The organism is Kitasatospora sp. SUK 42, assembly GCF_015776785.2.
GTDB lineage: Bacteria > Actinomycetota > Actinomycetes > Streptomycetales > Streptomycetaceae > Kitasatospora.
On record NZ_LFMD02000002.1, the window covers coordinates 1 to 21,501 of the forward strand.

General features: G+C 73.9%; 6 protein-coding genes. All 6 read left to right on the forward strand.

The genetic code is table 11. The annotated features are described in order from the left end of the window. Positions 1–18,065, forward strand: an 18,065-nt coding sequence (locus tag RZ50_RS00015; RefSeq protein WP_217680135.1) for a non-ribosomal peptide synthase/polyketide synthase, incomplete at its 5' end; no start/stop codon positions are given. Positions 18,066–18,068: 3 nt separating this feature from the next. Beyond that, positions 18,069–18,284 carry an MbtH family protein gene (locus RZ50_RS00020; protein ID WP_217680136.1) on the forward strand — a complete coding sequence of 72 codons (216 nt, stop codon included), beginning with the start codon at positions 18,069–18,071 and terminating at the stop codon, positions 18,282–18,284. A gap of 10 nt (positions 18,285–18,294) precedes the next feature. Continuing rightward, positions 18,295–19,542: a cytochrome P450 gene (locus tag RZ50_RS00025; RefSeq protein ID WP_217680137.1), complete on the forward strand. Its 1,248-nt coding sequence runs from the start codon at positions 18,295–18,297 to the stop codon at positions 19,540–19,542. A gap of 30 nt (positions 19,543–19,572) precedes the next feature. Further along, a complete protein-coding gene (locus tag RZ50_RS00030; RefSeq protein WP_217680139.1) occupies positions 19,573–20,331 on the forward strand; it encodes an SRPBCC family protein in 759 nt (252 codons plus the stop codon). After that, positions 20,331–20,519, forward strand: coding sequence for a hypothetical protein (locus tag RZ50_RS00035; RefSeq protein WP_217680141.1), 189 nt, complete (start codon positions 20,331–20,333; stop codon positions 20,517–20,519). Before RZ50_RS00030 ends, RZ50_RS00035 begins: the two co-directional genes overlap by 1 nt. 145 nt (positions 20,520–20,664) lie before the next feature. Beyond that, positions 20,665–21,483 (forward strand): DUF899 family protein, encoded by an 819-nt coding sequence (locus RZ50_RS00040; protein WP_217680143.1) that lies wholly within the window; start codon positions 20,665–20,667, stop codon positions 21,481–21,483. Positions 21,484–21,501: the final 18 nt, after the last annotated feature.

Genomic DNA, 21,501 nt, shown 5'->3' on the forward strand with positions numbered 1-21,501 from the left:
AGCACCTGGCCGCGCGGCTGCCGGAGTACATGGTGCCGGCCGCGTTCGTCACCCTGGAGGCCCTGCCGCTGACCGCCAACGGCAAGCTGGACCGCCGGGCGCTGCCCGCGCCCGACCTCGCCCCGGCGGGTACCGGCCGCGCGCCGCGCACCCCGCAGGAGCAGGTCCTCTGCGAGCTGTTCGCCGAGGTCCTCGGGGTGGCCGAGGCAGGCGTCGATGACAGCTTCTTCGACCTCGGCGGGCACTCCCTGCTCGCCACCCGGCTGGCCGCCCGGGTCCGCGCGACTCTCGGGGTCGAGCTGGAACTGCGCACCCTGTTCGAGAGCCCGACTCCGGCCGGTGTGGCCGCCGCCCTGGCGGGGGCCCGCCGGGCGCAGCTGGCACTGGTGCGGCGTCCCCGGCCCATGGGGGCACCTCCCGGCCGTCAAGGCTGGGGGAAGGTCCCGCTGTCGTTCGCGCAGCGGCGGCTCTGGTTCCTGCACCAGCTGGAGGGGGCCGGAGCGAGCTACCACATCTCCCTGGCGTGGCGGCTCTCCGGGAGCCTGGACCGGCGGGCCCTGGAGGCCGCGTTGGCGGACGTGGTCGAGCGGCACGAGAGCCTGCGCACCGTCTTCCCGACGGTGGACGGCGTGCCGTACCAGCAGGTGCTGGACGCCGTGGCGGCCCGCCCGCAGCTGCCCGTGAGCCGGACCACCGAGGCGGAGCTGCCGGGCGTGACGGCGGCGGCGAAGGCCCGTCCCTTCGATCTGGCGGTCGACCTGCCGCTGCGTGTCGAGCTGTTCGAGCTGGCGACGGACGAGCACGTGCTCCAGGTGGTGCTCCACCACATCGCGGGTGACGGCTGGTCGCTGGGCCCGCTCACGCAGGGCCTGACCGCCGCCTACGCGGCGCGTTGCCGAGGCGTGGCGCCGGAGTGGGAGGAACTGCCGGTCCAGTACGCCGACTACACCCTCTGGCAGCACGAGCTGCTCGGCGAGGCCGGCGACCGGGACAGCCTGGTCGCCCGCCAGGCGGCCTACTGGACCGGTCAGTTGGCCGATCTCCCGGAGCGGATCCAGCTCCCCACCGACCGGCCCCGCCCGGTGGTCGCCTCGCACCGGGGTGGCTTCGTGCACGCCGGGCTGGACGCCGAGCTGCACCGCGGCCTGCGCGAGCTCGCCCGCGCCAACGGGACCAGTCTGTTCATGGTGCTCCAGGCCGGGCTGGCGGCGCTGTTGAGCAAGCTCGGCGCGGGCGACGACATCCCCGTCGGCAGCCCGGTCGCCGGCCGGACCGACCAGGCCCTGGACGAGCTGGTCGGCTACTTCGTCAACACCCTGGTGTTCCGCACCGACACCTCGGGCGACCCGACCTTCGCCGAGCTGCTGGGCCGGGTCCGGGACACCGCGCTGGCCGGGTACGCCCATCAGGACCTTCCGTTCGAGTACCTGGTCGAGGTCCTGAACCCGGCCCGGTCGCTGTCGCACCACCCGCTGTTCCAGGTCATGCTGGTGCTGCAGAACGCGCCCAGGGCCGACTTCGCACCGCCCGGGCTGCGCGTCGACGACCTGCCGTTGACGTCGACCACCGCCAAGCTCGACCTGATCTTCACGATGTCCGAGCGGCACGCGGAGGACGGTTCCCCGGAGGGGATCGACGGGCTCGTCGAGTACACCAGCGACCTGTACGACCCGGCCACCGTCGAGACGATGATCGGGCGGTGGGTGCGGCTGCTCCGCGCCGCGGTCGCCGACCCGCGGCGGAGGCTCAGCCGGTTCGGGGTGCTCACCGCCGAGGAGCGCGGTGAGCTGACGGCGCTGGGTACCGGCCCGGCGGCCCAGGCCTTCACCGCGAGCCTGCCGGAGCTGTTCCGGGCGCAGGTGCGGGCGATTCCGGACGCCGTCGCCGTGGTGGGGCCGGACGCGACGTTGACGTACGCGGAGCTGGACGCGCGGGCGAACCGGCTGGCGCACGCCCTGATCGCGAGGGGTGTGGGGCCGGAGCGGTTGGTGGCGGTGGCACTGCCGCGCTCGGCGGAGCTGGTGGTAACGGTCCTCGCGGTGCTGAGGACCGGTGCCGCGTACGTGCCGCTCGACCCGGAGTACCCGGCCGCGCGGATCGGGCACATGCTCGACGACTCCCGGCCGGTCGCGGTGGTGACCGACGTCCGCACCCGGGAACGGCTGCCGGAGGCCGGATCCGCCCACTGGCTGGTGGTCGACGACCCGGCGACGGCCGCACTGGTGGCGGGCTGCCCGGCGAAGGACCCGGAGGTTGCCGTCGATCCGGACCACCCGGCGTACGTCATCTACACCTCCGGGTCCACCGGCAAGCCCAAGGGCGTGGTGTCGACGCACGGCGGCCTGCTCAACCTGTTCGCCGGCCAGCGCTCGCTGCTGTTCCCCCAGCGGACGAAGGAGCGGCTGCGGGTGGGGCTGACCACGTCGGTGTCGTTCGACGCCTCCTGCGACCAGCTGTCCTGCCTGTACGCGGGCCACGAGCTGCACGTCCTGGACGAGGCCACCTGGTCCGACCCGGACGCCTTCGTCGAGTACGTCACGCGTGTCGGGCTGGACTACGTCAATGCCACCCCGTCCTACCTGCAAGTCCTCGTCGCGCGGGGGTTCCTGGACGACCCGGGGTGCCGTCCGGCGGTGGTCTCGATGGGTGGGGAGGCCGTTCCGGACCAGCTGTGGGAGCGGCTGCGGGCGGTCGAGGGCGTGTCCTGCCTGAACTACTACGGACCGTCCGAGTGCACGGTGGACACGGTCGTCGCGCCGCTGGAGGCGAGCCCGCGCCCGGTGATCGGCCGGCCGCTAGGGGGTGTCCGGGTGCACGTGCTCGACGCGGCGTTGCAGCCGGTGCCCGTAGGTGTGCCAGGTGAGCTGTACATCGCCGGCGCGGGCCTGGCCCGGGGCTACCTGAACCGGCCCGGGCTGACCGCGGGACGGTTCGTCGCGGACCCGTCCGGGCCGAGCGGGGATGGGCCCCTCCTGCCCGATGGCGGGCAAGGAGGGAGGATGTACCGCACCGGAGACCTGGTGCGGTGGAACCCGGAGGGGAACCTGGAGTTCCTCGGCCGCACCGACGACCAGGTCAAGGTCCGGGGGTACCGGATCGAACTCGGCGAGATCGAGGCGGCACTGGCGGAACACCCGCAGGTCGCGCGGGCCGCCGTGATCGTCCGGCAGGACCGGGTCCAGGACGCCCGGCTGGTCGCCTACCTGGTGCCCGTCGCCGGGGCGGAGCCCCGGCCGGAGGACCTGCGGGCGCACCTGCGCGAGCGGCTGCCGGACTACATGGTGCCCGCCGTGTTCGTCACCCTCGACGCCCTGCCGCTGAACGCCAGCGGCAAGCTGGACCGGCGCGCACTGCCCGAGCCCGACGTCACCGGCGCCTCGGCCGGACGGGCGCCGCGCACCCCGCAGGAGCACGTCCTCGCCGGGCTGTTCGGCGAGGTGCTGGGCGTGACCGGGGTCGGCGCCGACGACGACTTCTTCGACCTGGGTGGGCACTCCCTGCTGGCCACCCGGCTGGTGGCCCGGATCCGGACGACCCTGGGCGTGGAGCTGCCGCTGCACACCCTGTTCCGCAGCCCGACCGTGGCCGGGCTGGCCGCCGGGCTGGGCGGTGCGGACAGGGCCCGGCTCGCCCTGGAGCGGGCGGAGCGGCCCGCGGTGGTGCCGCTGTCGTCCGCCCAGCGAAGGCTGTGGTTCCTGCGCCAGTTGGAGGGCGCCGACTCCGTCTACAACATGCCGCTCGCGTGGCGGCTCTCCGGACCACTGGACCTGGCGGCCCTGGAGGCCGCGCTGGGCGACGTCGTCGACCGGCACGAAACCCTGCGAACGGTCTTCCCGGCCGCGAACGGCGTGCCCCACCAGAAGGTGCTGGCCACCGGAGAGGCGCGCCCGAGGCTGTCGGTCACCCCGGCCGACGAGCCGGCCCTGCCGGGACTGCTGGCCGGGGCCGCGGCGCGGGGCTTCGACCTCGCGGCCGAACCGCCCCTGCGCGCCGAGGTGTTCGAGCTCTCGGCGGACGAGCACGTGCTGCTCCTGGTGCTGCACCACATCGCCGGTGACGGCTGGTCGCTGGCCCCGCTGGCCGCCGACCTGGCCACCGCGTACGCGGCGCGCCGCCGGGGCGAGGAGCCGCAGTGGGCGCCACTGCCCGTGCAGTACGCCGACTACACCCTGTGGCAGCGCCAGTTGCTCGGCGACGCGGCCGACCCGGACAGTCTGTACGCCCGTCAGGAGGCCTACTGGAAGCGGACACTGGCGGACCTGCCGGAGCAGATCCGGCTCCCCGTCGACCGCCACCGCCCCGCGACCCCCTCCCACTCCGGTGGCCATCTCGCGATCGAACTGGACGCCGAACTGCACGCCGGGCTGGTCCGGCTGGGCCGGGAGCACGGCGCCAGCGTCTACATGGTGTTGCAGTCGGCACTCGCGGCGCTGCTGGGCAAGCTCGGCGCGGGCACCGACATCCCGGTCGGCAGCCTGATCGCCGGCCGGACCGACCAGGCCCTGGACGACCTGGTCGGGTTCTTCGTCAACACCCTGGTGCTCCGCACGGACACGAGCGGCGACCCGACCTTCGCCGAGCTGCTGGTCCGGGTCCGGGAGGGCGCACTCGGCGCGTACGCGCACCAGGACCTGCCGTTCGAGCACGTCGTCGAGGCCCTCAACCCGTCCCGGTCGCTCGCCCGTCAGCCGCTGTTCCAGGTGCTGCTCGCGCTGCAGAACGTGCCCCGCACGGAGTTCGCGCTGAGTGGACTGCGCTCCGAGATCCTCCTGGTCCGGACGCCCACGGCGATGTTCGACCTCGGCTTCCACCTGCTGGAGCGCGGTGGCACCGGCGGCCCGGCCGAGGGCGTCGTCGGGCGGGTCGAGTACAGCACCGACCTGTTCGACCACGCGACGGTGGAGACCCTCGTCGCCCGGTGGCTGCGGCTGCTGGCGGCGGTGGTCGCCGAGCCCGACCGGCCGTTGAGCCGGATCGACGTCCTCACCGCCGAGGAGCGGCACGAGCTGCTGGTCGCCCGGAACGACACCGCGCGTCCGGTGTCCGCCGAGGGGCTGCCCGCCCTGTTCGAGGCGCGGGTCCGGGCGACCCCGGAGGCCCCGGCGGTGGTCTTCGAGGACGTCTCGCTGACGTATCGCGAGTTGAACCGTCGGGCCAATCGGCTGGCGCACGCGCTGATCGCGCGCGGCGTGGGGCCGGAGCAGGTCGTCGCTCTGCGGTTGCCGCGGTCGGTGGAGCTGGTGGTGGCCGTCCTGGCGGTGTTGAAGACGGGGGCGGCGTACCTGCCGGTCGACCCGGACTACCCGGCTGCCCGGATCGCCTACATGCTGGAGGACGCACGGCCGGCCGTGGTGCTCGACGAGCTCGCGGCGGTCACTCCCTCCGATGAGCAGCCGGAGCACGATCCCGCCGTCGTCGTGGACGCGCGGCACCCCGCCTACGTCATCTACACCTCCGGCTCCACCGGCCGGCCCAAGGCCGTGGTGATGCCCGCCGCCGGACTGCTGAACCTGCTGGAGTGGCACCACACGGCCGTCGGTGGCGAACCGGGCACGCGCACCGCGCAGTTCACCGCGCTCAGCTTCGACGTCTCGGTGCAGGAGATGCTGTCCGCGCTGCTGTACGGCAAGACCCTGGTGGTGCCGACGGAGGAGCAGCGCCGCAGCGCCGAGCTGTTCGCCCGCTGGCTGGACCGGCATCGGGTCGAGGAGCTGTTCGCGCCGAATCTGGTGATCGAGGCGCTGGCCGAGGCGGCCGAGGAGGCCGGGCTGGAGCTGCCGCATCTGCGGCTGGTCGCGCAGGCCGGTGAGGCGATGCGCCTGGGTGGTGCGGTACGGCGCCTCCAGTCCCGCAGGCCGGGCCGGGTGTTGCACAACCACTACGGCCCTGCCGAGACCCATGTGATCACCGCCTACCCGCTGCCGGCCGACCCGGCCGACTGCCCGTTGCCGGTGCCGATCGGCCGGCCGATCGCCAACTGCCGGGTGTACGTGCTGGATTCGTCACTTCGGCCGGTCGCCCCGGGTGTGCAGGGTGAGCTGTACCTGGCCGGAGCGGGTCTGGCTCGCGGTTATCTGAACCGGCCGGGGCTCACCGCCGCCCGGTTCGTCGCCGACCCGTACGGTCCGGCGGGGGAGCCGATGTACCGCACCGGCGACCTGGTGCGCTGGCGCGCCGACGGTGAGCTGGAGTTCGCCGGCCGGGTGGACCACCAGGTGAAGGTCCGCGGGTTCCGGATCGAGCCGGGTGAGATCGAGGCCGAGCTGACCGCGCACCCGGGCGTCGCCCAGGTCGCGGTGCTCGCCCGCGAGGACCGGATCGTCGCGTACGTCGTCCCCCAGGTGGGGGTCGGGGCGACGGCGGCGGCGCTGGCGGCGTACCTGCGCGACCGGGTGCCGGACTACCTGGTGCCGTCCGCGTTCGTGCTGCTCGACACGCTGCCGCTGACGCCCAACGGGAAGCTGGACCGGGCGGCGCTGCCCGCACCCGAGTCCGCGACCACGGCGGCGAGTCGGGCGCCGCGCACGCCGCAGGAGCAGATCCTGTGCGAGCTGTTCGCCGAGGTGCTGGGCCTGGCCCGGGTCGGGGTCGACGAGGACTTCTTCGGGCTGGGCGGGCACTCCCTGCTCGCCACCCGGCTGGTCTCCCGGGTCCGGGCGACCCTCGGGGTCGAGCTGGAGCTGCGCAGCCTGTTCCGGACCCCGACACCCGCCGGACTGGCGGCCGGGCTGCACTCCGCCGGTACCGCACGGCAGGCCCTGGTACCCTGGCCGCGCCGCGAACCGATGCCGCTGTCGTTCGCCCAGCGCCGGCTCTGGTTCCTCCAGCAGTTCGGGGCACCGAGCGCCACCTACCACATGCCGCTGGCGCTGCGGTTGTCCGGCGACCTCGACCGGGCCGCGCTGAGCGCCGCGCTCGCGGACGTGGTGGCCCGGCACGAGACCCTGCGCACGGTCTTCCCGCACATCGCCGGAGTCCCGTACCAGCGGGTGCTGGACACCACCGAGGCTGCCGTCCCGCTGACGGTGCGCGCGGCCGGAGAGGCGGAGGTGCCCGCCCTGCTGCGTGAGGCGGCGGTGCGTGGCTTCGACCTGACCTCGGAGGTACCGCTGCGGGCGGAGCTGTTCGCGGTCGCGCCGGACGAGCACGTGCTGCTGCTGGTGGTGCACCACATCGTCGGGGACGGCTGGTCCATGGGCCCGCTGGCCCGTGACCTGGCCACCGCCTACACCGCCCGGCGGGGCGGCGGGGCGCCCGCATGGCCGCCGTTGCCGGTGACGTACGCCGACTACACCCTGTGGCAGCACGAGCTCCTGGGCGACGAGCACGACGCGGACAGCGTGTTCGCCCGTCAGGTCGCCCACTGGACGGAGGCGCTGGCCGGACTGCCCGACCAGCTGCAACTGCCTGCCGACCGGCCGCGCCCGGCCACCATGTCGTACGGCGGCGGCCTGCTGGAACTCCGGATCGACGCCGAACTGCACGCCGCTCTGGCGGAGTTGGCGCGACGCTCGGGTGCGACCCTGTTCATGGTGCTGCAGGCCGCGCTCGCCGCGCTGTACACGCGGTTGGGTGCGGGCACGGACATCGCGATCGGGAGTCCGATCGCGGGTCGCACCGACGAGGCACTGGACGAGCTGGTCGGGTTCTTCGTCAACACGCTGGTGCTGCGCACCGACACGAGTGGTGATCCGTCGTTCGCCGAGCTGCTGGGGCGGGTGCGGGAGACGGCGCTGTCGGCGTACGCGCACCAGGACGTGCCGTTCGAGCACCTGGTGGAGGCGCTGAACCCGTCCCGCTCGCTGTCCCGTCACCCGCTGTTCCAGACCGGCCTGGTCGTGCAGAACGCGCCGGGTGGCGACTTCGAGCTGCCGGGTCTCCGGGTCTCCGGGGTGACCGTGCTCACCGGGACGGCGCGGCTCGACCTGACCTTCGGGTTCGCGGAGGAGCACGGGCCCGACGGCGCGCCGGCCGGGCTGAGCGGTGCGATCGAGTACAGCACCGACCTGTTCGACCGCTCGACGGTCGAGGCCCTGGTCGCCCGGTGGACCAGGCTGCTGGCCGCGGTCGCCGCCGCTCCGGACCGGCCGATCGGTGCGATCGACCTGCTGTCCGCCGAGGAGCGGTGCGAGCTGCTGCCCGCCGTCGAGGGCGGGGTGGCTCCCGTGAGCCTGCCGGAGCTGTTCGCGGCGCAGGTGGCGGCGGTGCCGGATGCGGTCGCGCTCGTGCACGGGGATGTCGAGTTGACGTACGCGCAGGTGGACGCGCGGGCGAACCGGTTCGCGCATGCGCTGATCGCGCGGGGCGTCGGGCCGGAGCAGATCGTGGCGGTGGCGTTGCCGCGGTCGGTGGAGTCGGTGGTGGCGGTTCTGGGCGTGTTGAAGGCCGGGGCCGCCTACCTGCCGGTGGATCCCTCGTACCCCGAGGCGCGGATCGCCTTCATGCTGGAGGACGCGCGTCCTTCGGTGGTGGTCGACGACCCGGCGACGGTGGCCGAGGGGGAGTGGCCGGAGACCGATCCTCAGGTCGCGCTCGACGCCCGGCACCCGGCGTACGTGATCTACACCTCGGGCTCGACCGGCCGTCCCAAGGGCGTCGCGGTCAGCCACACCGGGGTGTCGGGTCTGGTGGCGGCGCAGGTCGAGCGGCTCGGCGTGGCGCCGGGCAGCCGGGTGCTCCAGTTCGCCTCACCCAGCTTCGACGCGTCCTTCTGGGACCTGTGCAGCGCCCTGCTCACCGGCGCCGCCCTCGTCCTGGCCCCGGCCGAAGCCCCGCTGGAGGCGCTGGCGGACCGTCGGCTCGACGTCACCCACGTGACGCTGCCGCCCTCGGCCCTGGCCGCGCTGGAAGGCGCCGAGCTCGCGGCCTCCACCCTGGTGGTGGCGGGTGAGGCCTGCCCGCCGGAGCTGGTGGCGCGCTGGGCGCCCGGGCGCCGGATGATCAACGCGTACGGTCCGACGGAGACGACGGTGTGCGCGACGATGAGCGCCCCCCTGTCGCCCGGCTCGGGCGTGCCGCCGATCGGGCGAGCGGTCGCGGGCTTCCGGGTGTACGTACTGGACGAGCGGCTGCGCATCGTGCCGCCGGGCGTGGCGGGGGAGTTGTACGTCGCCGGCCCCGGTCTGGCGCGCGGGTACCTCAACCGGCCGGGCCTGACGGCGGGACGGTTCGTGGCCTGCCCGTTCGGGCCGGAGGGCGCTCGGATGTACCGCACCGGCGACCTGGTGCGGCGTCGGGCGGACGGCGAGCTGGAGTACGTCGGCCGGGCCGACCAGCAGGTGAAGGTGCGCGGCTTCCGCGTCGAGCCCGGCGAGGTCGAGGCGGCCCTGGCCGAGCACCCCGCCGTGGCCCGGGCCGCCGTCCTCGCGCAGGACGACCGGCTCGTCGGCTACGCGGTACCGCGCCCCGGCGCGGCCGTGCGCCCGGCAGCGCTGGCGGCGCACCTGCGCGACCGGCTGCCCGACTACCTGGTGCCGGCCGTGTTCGTGGTGCTGGACGCGCTGCCGCTGACGCCGAACGGCAAGCTGGACCGGGCGGCGCTGCCCGCACCCGAGTCCGCGACCACGGCGGCGAGCAGGGCACCGCGCACCCCGCAGGAGCAGATCCTGTGCGAGCTGTTCGCCGAGGTGCTGGGCCGGCCGCAGGTCGGGGTCGACGACGACTTCTTCGACCTCGGCGGGCACTCCCTGCTCGCCACCCGGCTGGTCGCCCGCGTGCGCTCGGTGCTGGGCGTGGAGCTCGGGCTGCGGGCGCTCTTCCAGGCGCCCACGGTGGTGGGCCTGGCCGAGGCGCTGGCCGAGGCCGGCCGCCCCCGCCCGGCGCTGACCGCACACGAGCGGCCGGAGACGGTACCGCTCTCCTTCGCGCAGCGGCGGCTCTGGTTCCTGCACCGCATGGACGGCGCCGCCGCGACGTACCACATCCCGCTGGCGCTCCAGCTGACCGGGACGCTCGACCGGGCTGCGCTGGACGAGGCGCTGGCGGACGTGGTGGCCCGGCACGAGAGCCTGCGGACGGTGTTCCCGGAGGTCGACGGCGTCCCGTGCCAGCGCGTCCTGGACCCGGGAGCGGCCCGGCCCCGGGCCTGGCGGACCGAAGTGTCGGAGGGCGAACTGCCGGAGCGGCTCGCCGAGTTCGCCCGGAAGCCGTTCGACCTGGCGGCCGAACCGCCGCTGCGGGCGGAGCTGTTCGCCCTCGCGCCGGACGAGCACGTGCTGTTGCTGGTGATGCACCACATCGCCGGGGACGGCTGGTCCACCGGGCCGCTGGCGCGGGACCTGGCCGAGGCGTACGCCGCCCGCTGCGAGGGCCGGGCGTCGAGCCGACCGGCCCTGCCGGTCCAGTACGCCGACTACGCCCTGTGGCAGCGCGAGCTGCTCGGCGACGCCGCCGACCCGCAGAGCCGGTTCGCCGAGCAACTCGACTACTGGAAGCGGCAGCTGTCCGACCTGCCGGAGCTGATCCCGCTGCCCGCGGACCGCCCGAGGCCGGCCGTCGCAGGCTGGCGCGGGGACCACGTCGGCCTGGAGCTGAGCCCCGAACTGCACGTCGCGCTGGTGGAGTTGGCGCGGGGTTCGGGTGCGAGTCTGTTCATGGTGCTGCAGGCCGCGCTCGCCGCGCTGTACACGCGGCTGGGCGCGGGGACGGACATTCCGATCGGGAGTCCGATCGCGGGCCGTACGGACGAGGCGCTGGACGAGCTGGTCGGGTTCTTCGTCAACACGCTGGTGCTGCGCACGGACACGAGCGGTGATCCGTCGTTCGCCGAGCTGCTGGGGCGGGTGCGGGAGACCTCGCTGTCCGCGTTCGCTCATCAGGACGTACCGTTCGAGCAGCTCGTCGAGGTGCTGAACCCCTCCCGGTCGCTGTCGCACCACCCGCTGTTCCAGACCATCCTGGCCGTGCAGAACGCGCCGATGGGCCGGTTCTCGCTGCCCGGTCTGGACGTCGCCACCTACGCGGTGGCCACCGGAACCGCCAAGTTCGACCTCGGGGTGAGCCTCGTCGAGCAGTTCGGTCCGGACGGAGATCCGGCCGGGATCGTCGGTGCGGTGGAGTACGCCACTGACCTGTTCGACCGCTCGACGGTCGAGGCCCTGGTCGCCCGCTGGGCCAGGCTGCTGGAGGCGGTCACCGCGGACCCGGAGCAGTCGATCGGAGGTATCGACCTCCTCGACGCCGACGAGCGGCACCGGCTGGAGCACGGCAACGCGACCGCCCGCGAGGTGGACGCCGTTCCGGTGCCGCAGGCCTTCGCGGCGCAGGTGGCGGCGGTGCCGGATGCGGTCGCGCTCGTGCACGGGGACGTCGAGTTGACGTACGCGCAGGTGGATGCGCGGGCGAACCGGTTCGCGCATGCGCTGATCGCGCGGGGCGTCGGGCCGGAGCAGATCGTGGCGGTGGCGTTGCCACGGTCGGTGGAGTCGGTGGTGGCCGTCCTGGGCGTGTTGAAGGCCGGGGCCGCCTACCTGCCAGTGGATCCCTCGTACCCCGAGGCGCGGATCGCCTTCATGCTGGAGGACGCGCGGCCGTCGGTGGTGGTCGACGATCCGGCGATGGTGGCCGAGGGGGAGTGGCCGGAGACCGATCCTCGTGTGGTGCTGGATGTCCGGCACCCGGCCTACGTGATCTACACCTCGGGATCGACCGGCCGTCCCAAGGGCGTCGTGGTCGGCCACGGCGGTGTGGCGAGCCTGGTCGCCGCCCAGATCGAGCGGTTCGCGATCGAACCCGACAGCCGGGTGCTCCAGTTCGCCTCGCCCAGCTTCGACGCCTCGGTGTCGGAGATCTTTACGGCCCTGCTGCGCGGTGCGGCCCTGGTGCTGCCTCCCGCGGCCGAGTCGCTCGCCGCGCTGACCGACCCGGCCCTCGCGGTGACCCATGTGACGGTGCCCCCGTCGGTCCTGGCCGCTGTGCCGGAGGGCGCGGTGTCCGTGTCGACGCTGGTGGTGGCGGGCGAGGCGTGCGGGCCGGAGCTGGTGGACCGCTGGGCACCTGGGCGCCGGATGATCAACGCGTACGGTCCGACGGAGACGACGGTCTGCGCGACGATGAGCGACCCGCTCGCACCCGGCGTGGGCGTACCGCCGATCGGCCGTCCGATCGTCAACGCGCGGGTGTACGTGCTGGACGAACGGCTGCGGCCGGTCCCGCCGGGCGTACCGGGGGAGCTGTACGTCGCGGGCGCGGGCCTGGCACGCGGCTACCTGAACCGGCCGGGCCTGACGGCCGGACGGTTCGTCGCCTGCCCGTTCGGGCCGGAGGGCGCCAGGATGTACCGCACCGGCGACCTCGTGCGCTGGCGTGCCGACGGCCAGCTCGAATACGTCGGCCGGGCCGACGACCAGGTGAAGGTGCGCGGCTTCCGCATCGAGCCCGGCGAGGTCGAGGCGGCCCTGGCCGAGCACCCCGCCGTCGCCCGGGCCGCCGTTCTGGCCCAGGACGACCGGCTCATCGGCTACGTCGTCCCGCGCCAGGACGCCGATCGCGACAGCGGTCTCGAAGCGGACCACGTGGGTGAGTGGCAGGACATCTACGACGCCCTGCCCATCGCTCCCGAGGAGGTCGCCTTCGGCCAGAACTTCGTGGGCTGGAACAGCAGTTACGACGCGAGCCCGATCCCGGTCGAGCAGATGCGGGAGTGGCGGGACGCCACCGTGGCGCGGATCCTGGCCCTGCGCCCGCGCCGGGTGCTGGAGGTCGGCGTCGGCACCGGCCTGCTGCTCTCGCAGATCGCCCCGCACTGCGAGACGTACTGGGCGACGGACTTCTCCGCCACCGCGATCGACGCGCTGGCCGCCCAGGTCGCCCGCCAGGACGGCCTGGCCGACCGCGTCGTCCTGCACACCCGCCCGGCACACGACACCGAGGGGCTTCCCGCCGGGGAGTTCGACACCATCGTGATCAACTCGGTGGTGCAGTACTTCCCGTCCGCCGACTACCTCACGGACGTGATCGGGAAACTGATGGGCCTGCTCGCCCCCGGCGGCGCCCTGTTCATCGGCGACGTCCGCAACCTGCGACTGCTGCGCCCCCTGGCCACCGCCGTCCAGTTGCACCGGGCCGGCGACGGCGCCGACCTGGCGGCGGTGCACCGCGCGGTGGAGCAGGCCGTCAGGGTCGAGAAGGAACTCCTGGTCGACCCGGACTTCTTCGCCGTCCTGCGGGAGCGCGGCACGGGCATCGGCGCGGTGGCCGTGGAGGTCAAGAGCGGCCGTCACCACAACGAGCTGACCCGCTACCGCTACGACGTGACGCTGCACAAGGCCCCGGCCGCGCCGGCGGCACCGGGCCGGGCGGTCGAGCTGGAGTGGGGCCGGCAGCTCACCGGACCGGCCGAACTGCGGGAACTCCTCGCCCAGCCGCCCGCGGACGTGCTGCGGATCACCGGGGTGCCGAACCGCCGGGTGGTGCGGGAGGCCGCCCTGGCCCTGGCGGTGCAGAACGGGGACGGTTCGCTCGCCGGGTTGCTGGAGCGGCTGCACGCCCCGGAGGAGGGCGACCTCCCGGACCCGGAGGACTTCCACGCCCTCGGGCGGGAGTTCGACCGCCGGGTGGCCGTCACCTGGTCGGCCACCGAGGCCGACGCCCTGGACGTCGTCTTCGCCGCCCCGCACGCGCACCAGGGCTCACCGGTCGAGCCGTACCGGCCCGCCCGGGCCGCCGGCAGGGCGCTGTCCTCGCTGACCAACCGCCCGACCGGCAACCGGGGAACCGGCGCCCTGATCGGCGAACTCCGCGACTGGCTGCGCGGGCGGCTGCCCGACCACCTCGTCCCGTCGGTGTTCGTGGCGCTGGACGCCCTGCCGCTGACGGCCAGCGGCAAGCTCGACCGGCGTGCTCTGCCCGCCCCCGACCTCGGCTCGGCCGGCGTCGGCCGGGCCCCGCGCACCCCGCAGGAGCAGCTCCTCGCCGAGCTGTTCGCCGAGATCCTCGGACTGGCGCAGGTCGGAGTGGACGACAGCTTCTTCGACCTGGGCGGGCACTCCCTGCTGGCGACCCGCCTGGCCTCCAGGGTCCGGGCGACCCTCGGCGCGGAGCTGGAGGTCCGGACGCTGTTCGAGACGCCGACCGTGGCCGCTCTGGCGGTCCGCCTCGACGGCTCCGGGGCGGTGCGGCCCGCACTGACGGCCCGGCCCCGCCCCGACCGGGTGCCGCTCTCCTTCGCCCAGCGCCGCCTCTGGTTCCTGCACCGGATGGACGGGCCGAGCGCCACCTACAACATGCCGCTCGCGCTGAGCCTGACCGGCTCCCTCGACCGGCCCGCCCTGCACGCCGCGCTGGCGGACGTGGTCGCCCGGCACGAGAGCCTGCGGACGGTCTTCCGCGAGATCGACGGCGTGCCGTACCAGCTCGTGCTGAGCACCTCGCGGGCGCGCCCGGCACTGCCGGTGGTCGAGCTCGACGAGAGCCGACTGGCCGAGCGCCTGGCGGAGACGGCCCAACGCGGCTTCGACCTGGCCGCCGAGCCGCCCGTCCGGGCGGAGCTGTACGCGCTCGCGCCCGACCGGCACGTCCTGCTGGTCGTGGTGCACCACATCGCCGCCGACGGCTGGTCGATGGGCCCGCTCTCCGGAGACCTGGCCGCGGCCTACGCGGCCCGCTGCCGGGGCGAGGAGCCGCGGTGGTCCCCGCTGCCGGTGCAGTACGCCGACTACACCCGGTGGCAACGCGATCTGCTCGGCGACGCCGCTGACCAGGGCAGTCTGTTCGCCCGGCAACTGTCCTACTGGAAGGACGAGTTGGCCGGACTTCCGCAGCAGGTGCAGCTTCCCGCCGACCGGCCCCGGCCGCCGGTGGCCTCCCAGCGGGGCGACCGGGTCGTGGTCCGACTGGACGCCGAACTGCACCAGGCGCTGCGGGAGCTGGCCGCCGCGCGCGGTGCGAGCCTGTTCATGGTGCTCCAGGCCGGTCTGGCCGCGCTGCTCACCCGGCTCGGTGCCGGTACCGACATCCCGATCGGCAGCCCCATCGCCGGCCGTACCGACCAGGCGCTGGACGAGCTCGTCGGGTTCTTCGTCAACACCCTGGTGCTGCGCACCGACACCGGCGGCGACCCCGGCTTCGCCGAACTGCTCGGCCGGGTGCGGCAGAAGGCGCTCACCGCGTACGACCACCAGGACGTGCCGTTCGAGTACCTGGTCGAGGTGGTCAACCCGGTGCGGTCGCTGGCGCACCACCCGCTGTTCCAGGTCATGCTGGCCCTGCAGAACGCTCCGCTCGGCGAGTTCGCGCTCGCGGGGCTGGAGACCGGCCACCTGGAGGCGTCGACCGGCACCGCCCGCGTCGACCTGACCATCAGCCTGGCCGAGCAGTTCCGCCCGGACGGCAGCTCCGACGGCATGGTCGGCGCGGTGGAGTACGCCACCGACCTGTTCGACGCGCCCACCGTGGAGCTGCTGTTCGACCGCTTGGCGCGGCTGCTGCGCGCGGCGGTCGCCGACCCGGACCGGCCGATCAGCCGGATCGACATCATGTCCGACGCCGAACGCCACCGGCTGCTGCACGGGTTCAACGACACGGCCGCCGAGCTGCCCGAGGCGGCGGTGCCGGAGCTGTTCGCCCGCCAGGTGCGGGCCACCCCGGACGCGATGGCCGTCGTGGCGGGCGCCACCGAGCTGACCTACCGGGAGCTCGACCTGCGGTCCAACCGCCTCGCGCGGGCACTGATCCGCCAGGGCGTACGGCCGGAGACCCCGGTCGCGGTGCTGCTGGACCGCTCGGCGGAGCTCGTCGTGGCGATCCTGGCGATCATCAAGGCGGGCGGCGCCTACGTGCCGCTGGACTCGCGCTTCCCGTCCTCCCGGATCGACCTGATCCTGCGGGAGAGCGGGGCCGCCCTGGTGCTCACCCAGGAGGTGCTGGCCGCACTGGTGCAGTCCGAGCCCGATCCGTCCGGCATCGAAGTCCCGTGTAAACCCAGGCAGTTGGCGTACATCATGTACACCTCCGGCTCGACCGGGCGGCCGAAGGGCGTGGCCGTCACCCACCGCGACGTGGTGGGACACGCGCTCACCCCGGAGTGGCGAGGCGGCGGACACGAGCGGGTGCTGATGCACTCCCCGACGGCCTTCGACCTCTCGACCTACGAGCTGTGGGTGCCGCTGCTCAACGGCGGCCGGGTCGTGGTCGCACCGCCCGAGCAGCTCGACCTCGACCTGCTCCAGCACACGATCACCACGCACGGGGTGACCGGACTGTGGCTGACGGCCGGGCTGTTCCGCCTGGTCGCCGAGGAGCGTCCGGGCCTGCTCGCCGGGGTCCGCGAGGTGTGGACCGGCGGCGACGTCGTCTCCCCGGCCGCCGTCGCGAGGGTGCTGGCGGCCTGCCCCGGCATCGGGGTGGTCAACGGCTACGGGCCCACCGAGGCCACGACCCTGGCCACCTGCCACCCGGTGCGCGCCCTCGACGAGGACGCCGCGACCGTGCCGATCGGCGGGCCGATGGCGAACATGCGCGCCTACGTGCTCGACGACCACCTGCGGCCGGTGCCGACGGGCATGGTCGGCGAGCTGTACCTCGCGGGGACGGGTGTGGCCCGCGGCTACTTCGGCCGGCCCGGTCTGACGGCGGAGCGCTTCACCGCCGACCCGTACGGCCCGCCCGGGAGCCGGATGTACCGCACCGGCGACCTGGCGTGGTGGCTGGCCGAGGGCACGCTAGAGTTCGCCGGACGCGCCGACCACCAGGTCAAGTTGCGCGGCCTGCGGATCGAGCCCGGCGAGATCGAGGCGGTCCTCGCGGGCTGCCCGGGTGTCGCCCAGGCGGCGGTGGTCGCCCGGGAGGACCGGCCGGGTGACAAGCGGCTGGTCGCCTACCTGGTGCCCACCCCCGAGGGGGCCCCCGAGGCGGGTGAGCTGTCCGGCCGGCTGCGCCGGGAACTGCCCGACTACATGGTGCCGGCGGCGTTCGTCACCGTGGACGCGCTGCCGCTGACCGCCAACGGCAAGCTCGACCGGGCCGCCCTGCCCGCCCCCGAGTACGGGGCGTCGGGCGCCGGGCGCGGCCCCCGGACCCCGCAGGAGCAGCTGCTGTGCGGCCTGTTCGCCGAGGTCCTCGGCCGGGAGCAGGTGCACATCGACGACAGCTTCTTCGACCTCGGCGGGCACTCGCTGCTGGCCGCCCGCCTGGCCTCGCGCGTGCGCGAGACCCTCGGCCTGGAGCTGGGACTGCGCATGCTGTTCGAGGCGCCGACCGTGGCCGGGCTCACCGAACGCCTGGTCATGGACAATCCCGACGACGCGTTGGACGTGGTGCTGCCGCTGCGTTCGACCGGGACGGGCACGCCGCTGTTCTGCATCCACCCCGGCGGCGGCATCAGCTGGTCGTACAGCGGGCTGCTGAACCACATCGCTCCTCAGCACCCGGTCTACGCGCTCCAGGCGCGCGGCCTCGGCCGCCCGGAGCCGCTGCCGACGTCCTACGAGGAGATGGCGGCCGACTACGCCGACCAGATCCAGAAGATCCAGCCCGAGGGGCCCTACCTGCTGCTCGGCTGGTCCGCCGGCGGGCTGATCGCCCACGCGATCGCCTGCGAGCTCCAGACCCGTGGCGAACGCACCGCGCTGCTGGCGATCCTCGACGCCTACCCGGTGAAGGACGTGCAGTTCGAGGAGGTGCCGGTGCCCACCGTGCGGGACGTGCTCGTCGGGGTGCTCGACGTCGACCCGGACGAGCTGGGCGACCAGGAGATCACCTACGCCGAGGTCGCCGAGGTGCTGAACCGGCGGGGCAGCGCGCTGCAGGGCCTGACCGAGCGACAGATCGAGGTCATCGTCCAGATCATGATCAACAACGCGAAGCTGGCGGTCGACTTCGTCCCCGGCGGGTTCGAGGGAGACCTGCTGCTGTTCAACTCCACGATCGACCGGGCCGAGGACAACGCCGGGCCCGGGATCTGGCGCCCGTACGTCACGGGCCGGATCGACTCCCACGAGATCACCACCCGGCACGACCGGATGACCCAGGCCGGCTCGCTGGCCCAGATCGGCCCGGTCCTGGCCGCCAGGATCGCCGAGGCCATCGGCGACACCACCGTTTCCCACCGTTCCCACCAGGAGGACTGACCCATGACCAACCCCTTCGACGATCAGGACGGCACCTTCCTCGTGCTCGTCAACGACGAGAACCAGCACTCGCTGTGGCCGCAGTTCGCGGACGTCCCCGCGGGCTGGACCGTCGCCCACGGCCCCGACACCCACGCGGCCTGCCTGGAGTACGTCGAGCGGTCCTGGACCGACATGCGGCCCAGGAGCCTCGCCGACGCCATGGACGCCCAGCGGTAGCGCGGCCCACGTGACCTCCACCGACACCCTGGACGAGGCCCGCGACAGCGCGGGCCTCGCCCGGCCCGGCGACCTCGCCGCGGCGCTGCTCACGCCCGAGGCGCGCCGGGACCCGTACCCGTTCTACGCCCGCATGCGGCGCGAGGACCCGGTCCACCGTAGTGACCAGGGCATCTGGTACCTCACCCGGTACGCCGACGTCGAGGCGGCGCTGAGCGACCCGCGGTTCTCCAACGACCGCGACCGGATGACCCGCGCCTACGTCGCGCTCGGCGGCGACCTGAAGGCCTTCAGCCGGCTCACCGACCGGCTCGGCCGGGTGATGACCAACACCGACCCGCCGGACCACTCCCGGCTGCGCAGGCTGGCCAACCGCGCCTTCACCGCCCGGCGGGTCGAGGCCCTGCGCGGCGGCGTCCAGCGCATCGTCGACCGGCTCGTCGACGAGGCGGTCGCGGCGGGGCCGATCATGGACCTGATCGAGGCGGTCGCCTCCCCGATGCCGATGTCCGTCACCTGCGAGCTGTTCGGCATCCCGTCCGGGGACCGCCCGCAGGTCGAGACCTGGTTCCGCCGCTTCGGTCGGCTGGGCGAGGACATCGACAAGTCCGAGGAGGCGATCGGGCAGTACGAGGAGTACCTCGCCCAACTCGTCCGCCGGCGCCGGGCCGACCCGGGCGACGACCTGATCAGTGCCCTGGTCGCCACGCAGGCGCAGGACGACCGGCTCACCGACTCCGAACTGCTGTCCACCTGCTTCGTCCTGATCACCGCGGGCGGCGAGACCACCACCCACCTGGTCGGCAACAGCGTGCTCGCCCTGCTGCGCCACCCGGACCAGCTGGCCCGGCTGCGCGCGGAGCCGGGGCTGATCCGCACCGCCGTGGACGAACTGGCCCGCTACGACACGGTGACCCAGGCGATCGTCCGGGTCGTCGCGGAGGACCTGGAGATCGGCGGGCGGACGCTGCGGGAGGGGGAGCTGGTGTACCTGTTCCTCGCCGCGACCAACCGCGATCCCGAGCGCTTCGAGGACCCCGACCGGCTCGACCTCGCCCGCCCCGGCAACCGTCACCTGAGCTTCGGCAACGGCCCGCACTTCTGCCTCGGCGGCCCGCTGGCCAAGCTCCAGGCCGAGGTGGCCGTCGGCACGCTGGTCCGCCGGCTGCCCGAGCTGCGGCTGGCCGACGGGGCGGTGCTGGACTGGCGGCCCAACCCGCTGCAACGGCGGCTGAGTGCCCTGCCGCTCACCTACTGACCCATGAACGACGACGAAGGAGAAGCGACGATGGCCCGAGAGTTCGAGGTCCGCCGGGAACAGGACCTGCCCGCCACACCCGAACAGGTCTGGGACGCGGTCGCCACCGGCGCCGGCAACCTCGGCTGGCTCTACCCGATGGAGGTCGAGCCGCGCGTCGGCGGAAAGGTCACCCGGGGCGACTCCACCGTCGTCGCGTGGGAGCCGCCGAGCCACTTCGCCGTCCGGGCGACCCAGGACGGAGGGTTCTCCAACACGCTCAGCTACCGGATCGAGCCGGCCGGCGGCGGAACGAGCCATCTGCGGATGGGAATCCACTGGGTGCACACGGGCGTCGTCGACGAAGCCTGGGCCTGGGACACCAAGTCGGACGCGGCCGAGAAGCACGTCGACTTCTACCAGCACGGCCTCGCCGAGTACCTGCGGCACTTCGCCGGCCGCCCCGCCGTCTACGTCAGGGCCCAGCGCCCCGAACCCGCCGCCGACCCGGCCGACTTCGCCGCGCTGCGCCGACGCCTCGGCCTCGCCGACGACGCGGCCGTCGGCGACCGGCTGGCGCTCGACCTCCCGGGCGCGGACGGCCGCCGGGAGGAGGTGGTCGTCGACTGGCTCAGCGCCGACTTCATCGGCCTGCGCGGCCCGGACGCGCTCTACCGCTTCTTCAACGGCGGCACCTGGAACTGGCCGATCTGGCTCGGCCATCACCTGTTCGCCGAGGACACCGACGAGCAACAGGCCACCGCGGTGTGGACCGCCTGGCTCAACGACACCAAGGCCCGGGAGCGCTGATGGAGAGACTGCTCTTCGCCGCCGAACTCATCGAGGAGGACGGCACCTACACGCTCGTCGTCCAGGACGTGCGGCGGGACACGATCCAGACCACCCCGGTTCCGAAGTCCATGGTGGACAAGCTCCCGACCTTCCTCTCGGCGCTCAGCGCCAAGCTCAACCCGGTGCCACCGCGCCGCCGCTGGTAGCGGCTCCTGTGGCGACCGGCTCCAAGTACCGGTCGCCGCAGGCGCCTTCACCGGAAGCGCGGTTCAGCACGAGGGCCCGTTGCCGTGGGGGAGCGTCGCGGGACACCGTGGGCGGTGCCCGGCACGAGACGTTACGGAGGACATCATGACGATCAGGCCGAACGACGACGAAGCCACCGCACGGCCCGGCCGCCCGCCCGTGGTCGACCTGGCGACCTGGCAGGCCGCCCGGGACGAGCTCCTGGTCCGGGAGAAGGCCCACACCTACGAGGGCGACGCCATCGCCGCGGCCCGCCGCCGGCTGCCGATGGTGGAGTTCGACGGGACGGTCAAGGTCGTCGGGCCCGAGGGCCCGCTCCCGTTCCTGGAGCTGTTCCAGGGCCGCGAGGAACTCGCGGTCTACAAGCACATGTGGCACGACGGGGCACCGCACCAGGGCCAGTGCGAGGGCTGCACCACCATGGCCTGGCAGTTGAAGGACGCCGTCTACCTCAACGCCCGCGGCGTCTCGTTCGCCATCGTGACGACGGGCCCCTGGGAGGAGGTGGCGCCCTACGTCGAGTTCATGGGCTACACCCAGCCCTGGTACTCGGTGCGCGACGTGCCCGCGCCGGTCGGCGGCGGCATGGGCTCCATCGCCTGCTTCCTGCGCGACGGAGACCGCGCGTTCCTCACCTACTCCACGACGGGCCGCGGCAACGAGCCGGTCAACGGCTTCCTGCCGCTGCTCGACATGACGCCGTACGGCCGCCGCGAGGCGTGGGAGGACAACCCCGAGGGCTGGCCCGAGGCGCCCCAGGTCGGCTCGCCGGTCGGCGGGCACGGCGTGCCGACCTGCTGGTACTGGCGCTCGGACGCGGACGGGAACGCCACCTGGGGCCCGACCGGCCGACCCGCAGCGCAGTGGACCCGCCCCGGCGCCACGCCCGAGGAGACCCTCGGCCGGCGCGGTCGCCACCACTGACGCGCCGCGTCCGCCGCC

What these genes read in the sequence shown, in the direction of transcription:
- RZ50_RS00030 (WP_217680139.1), top strand. Translation starts at nt 19,573, where the DNA reads ATGGCCCGAGAGTTCGAGGTCCGCCGGGAACAGGACCTGCCCGCCACA.
- RZ50_RS00040 (WP_217680143.1), top strand. Translation starts at nt 20,665, where the DNA reads ATGACGATCAGGCCGAACGACGACGAAGCCACCGCACGGCCCGGCCGC.
- RZ50_RS00020 (WP_217680136.1), top strand. Translation starts at nt 18,069, where the DNA reads ATGACCAACCCCTTCGACGATCAGGACGGCACCTTCCTCGTGCTCGTC.
- RZ50_RS00035 (WP_217680141.1), top strand. Translation starts at nt 20,331, where the DNA reads ATGGAGAGACTGCTCTTCGCCGCCGAACTCATCGAGGAGGACGGCACC.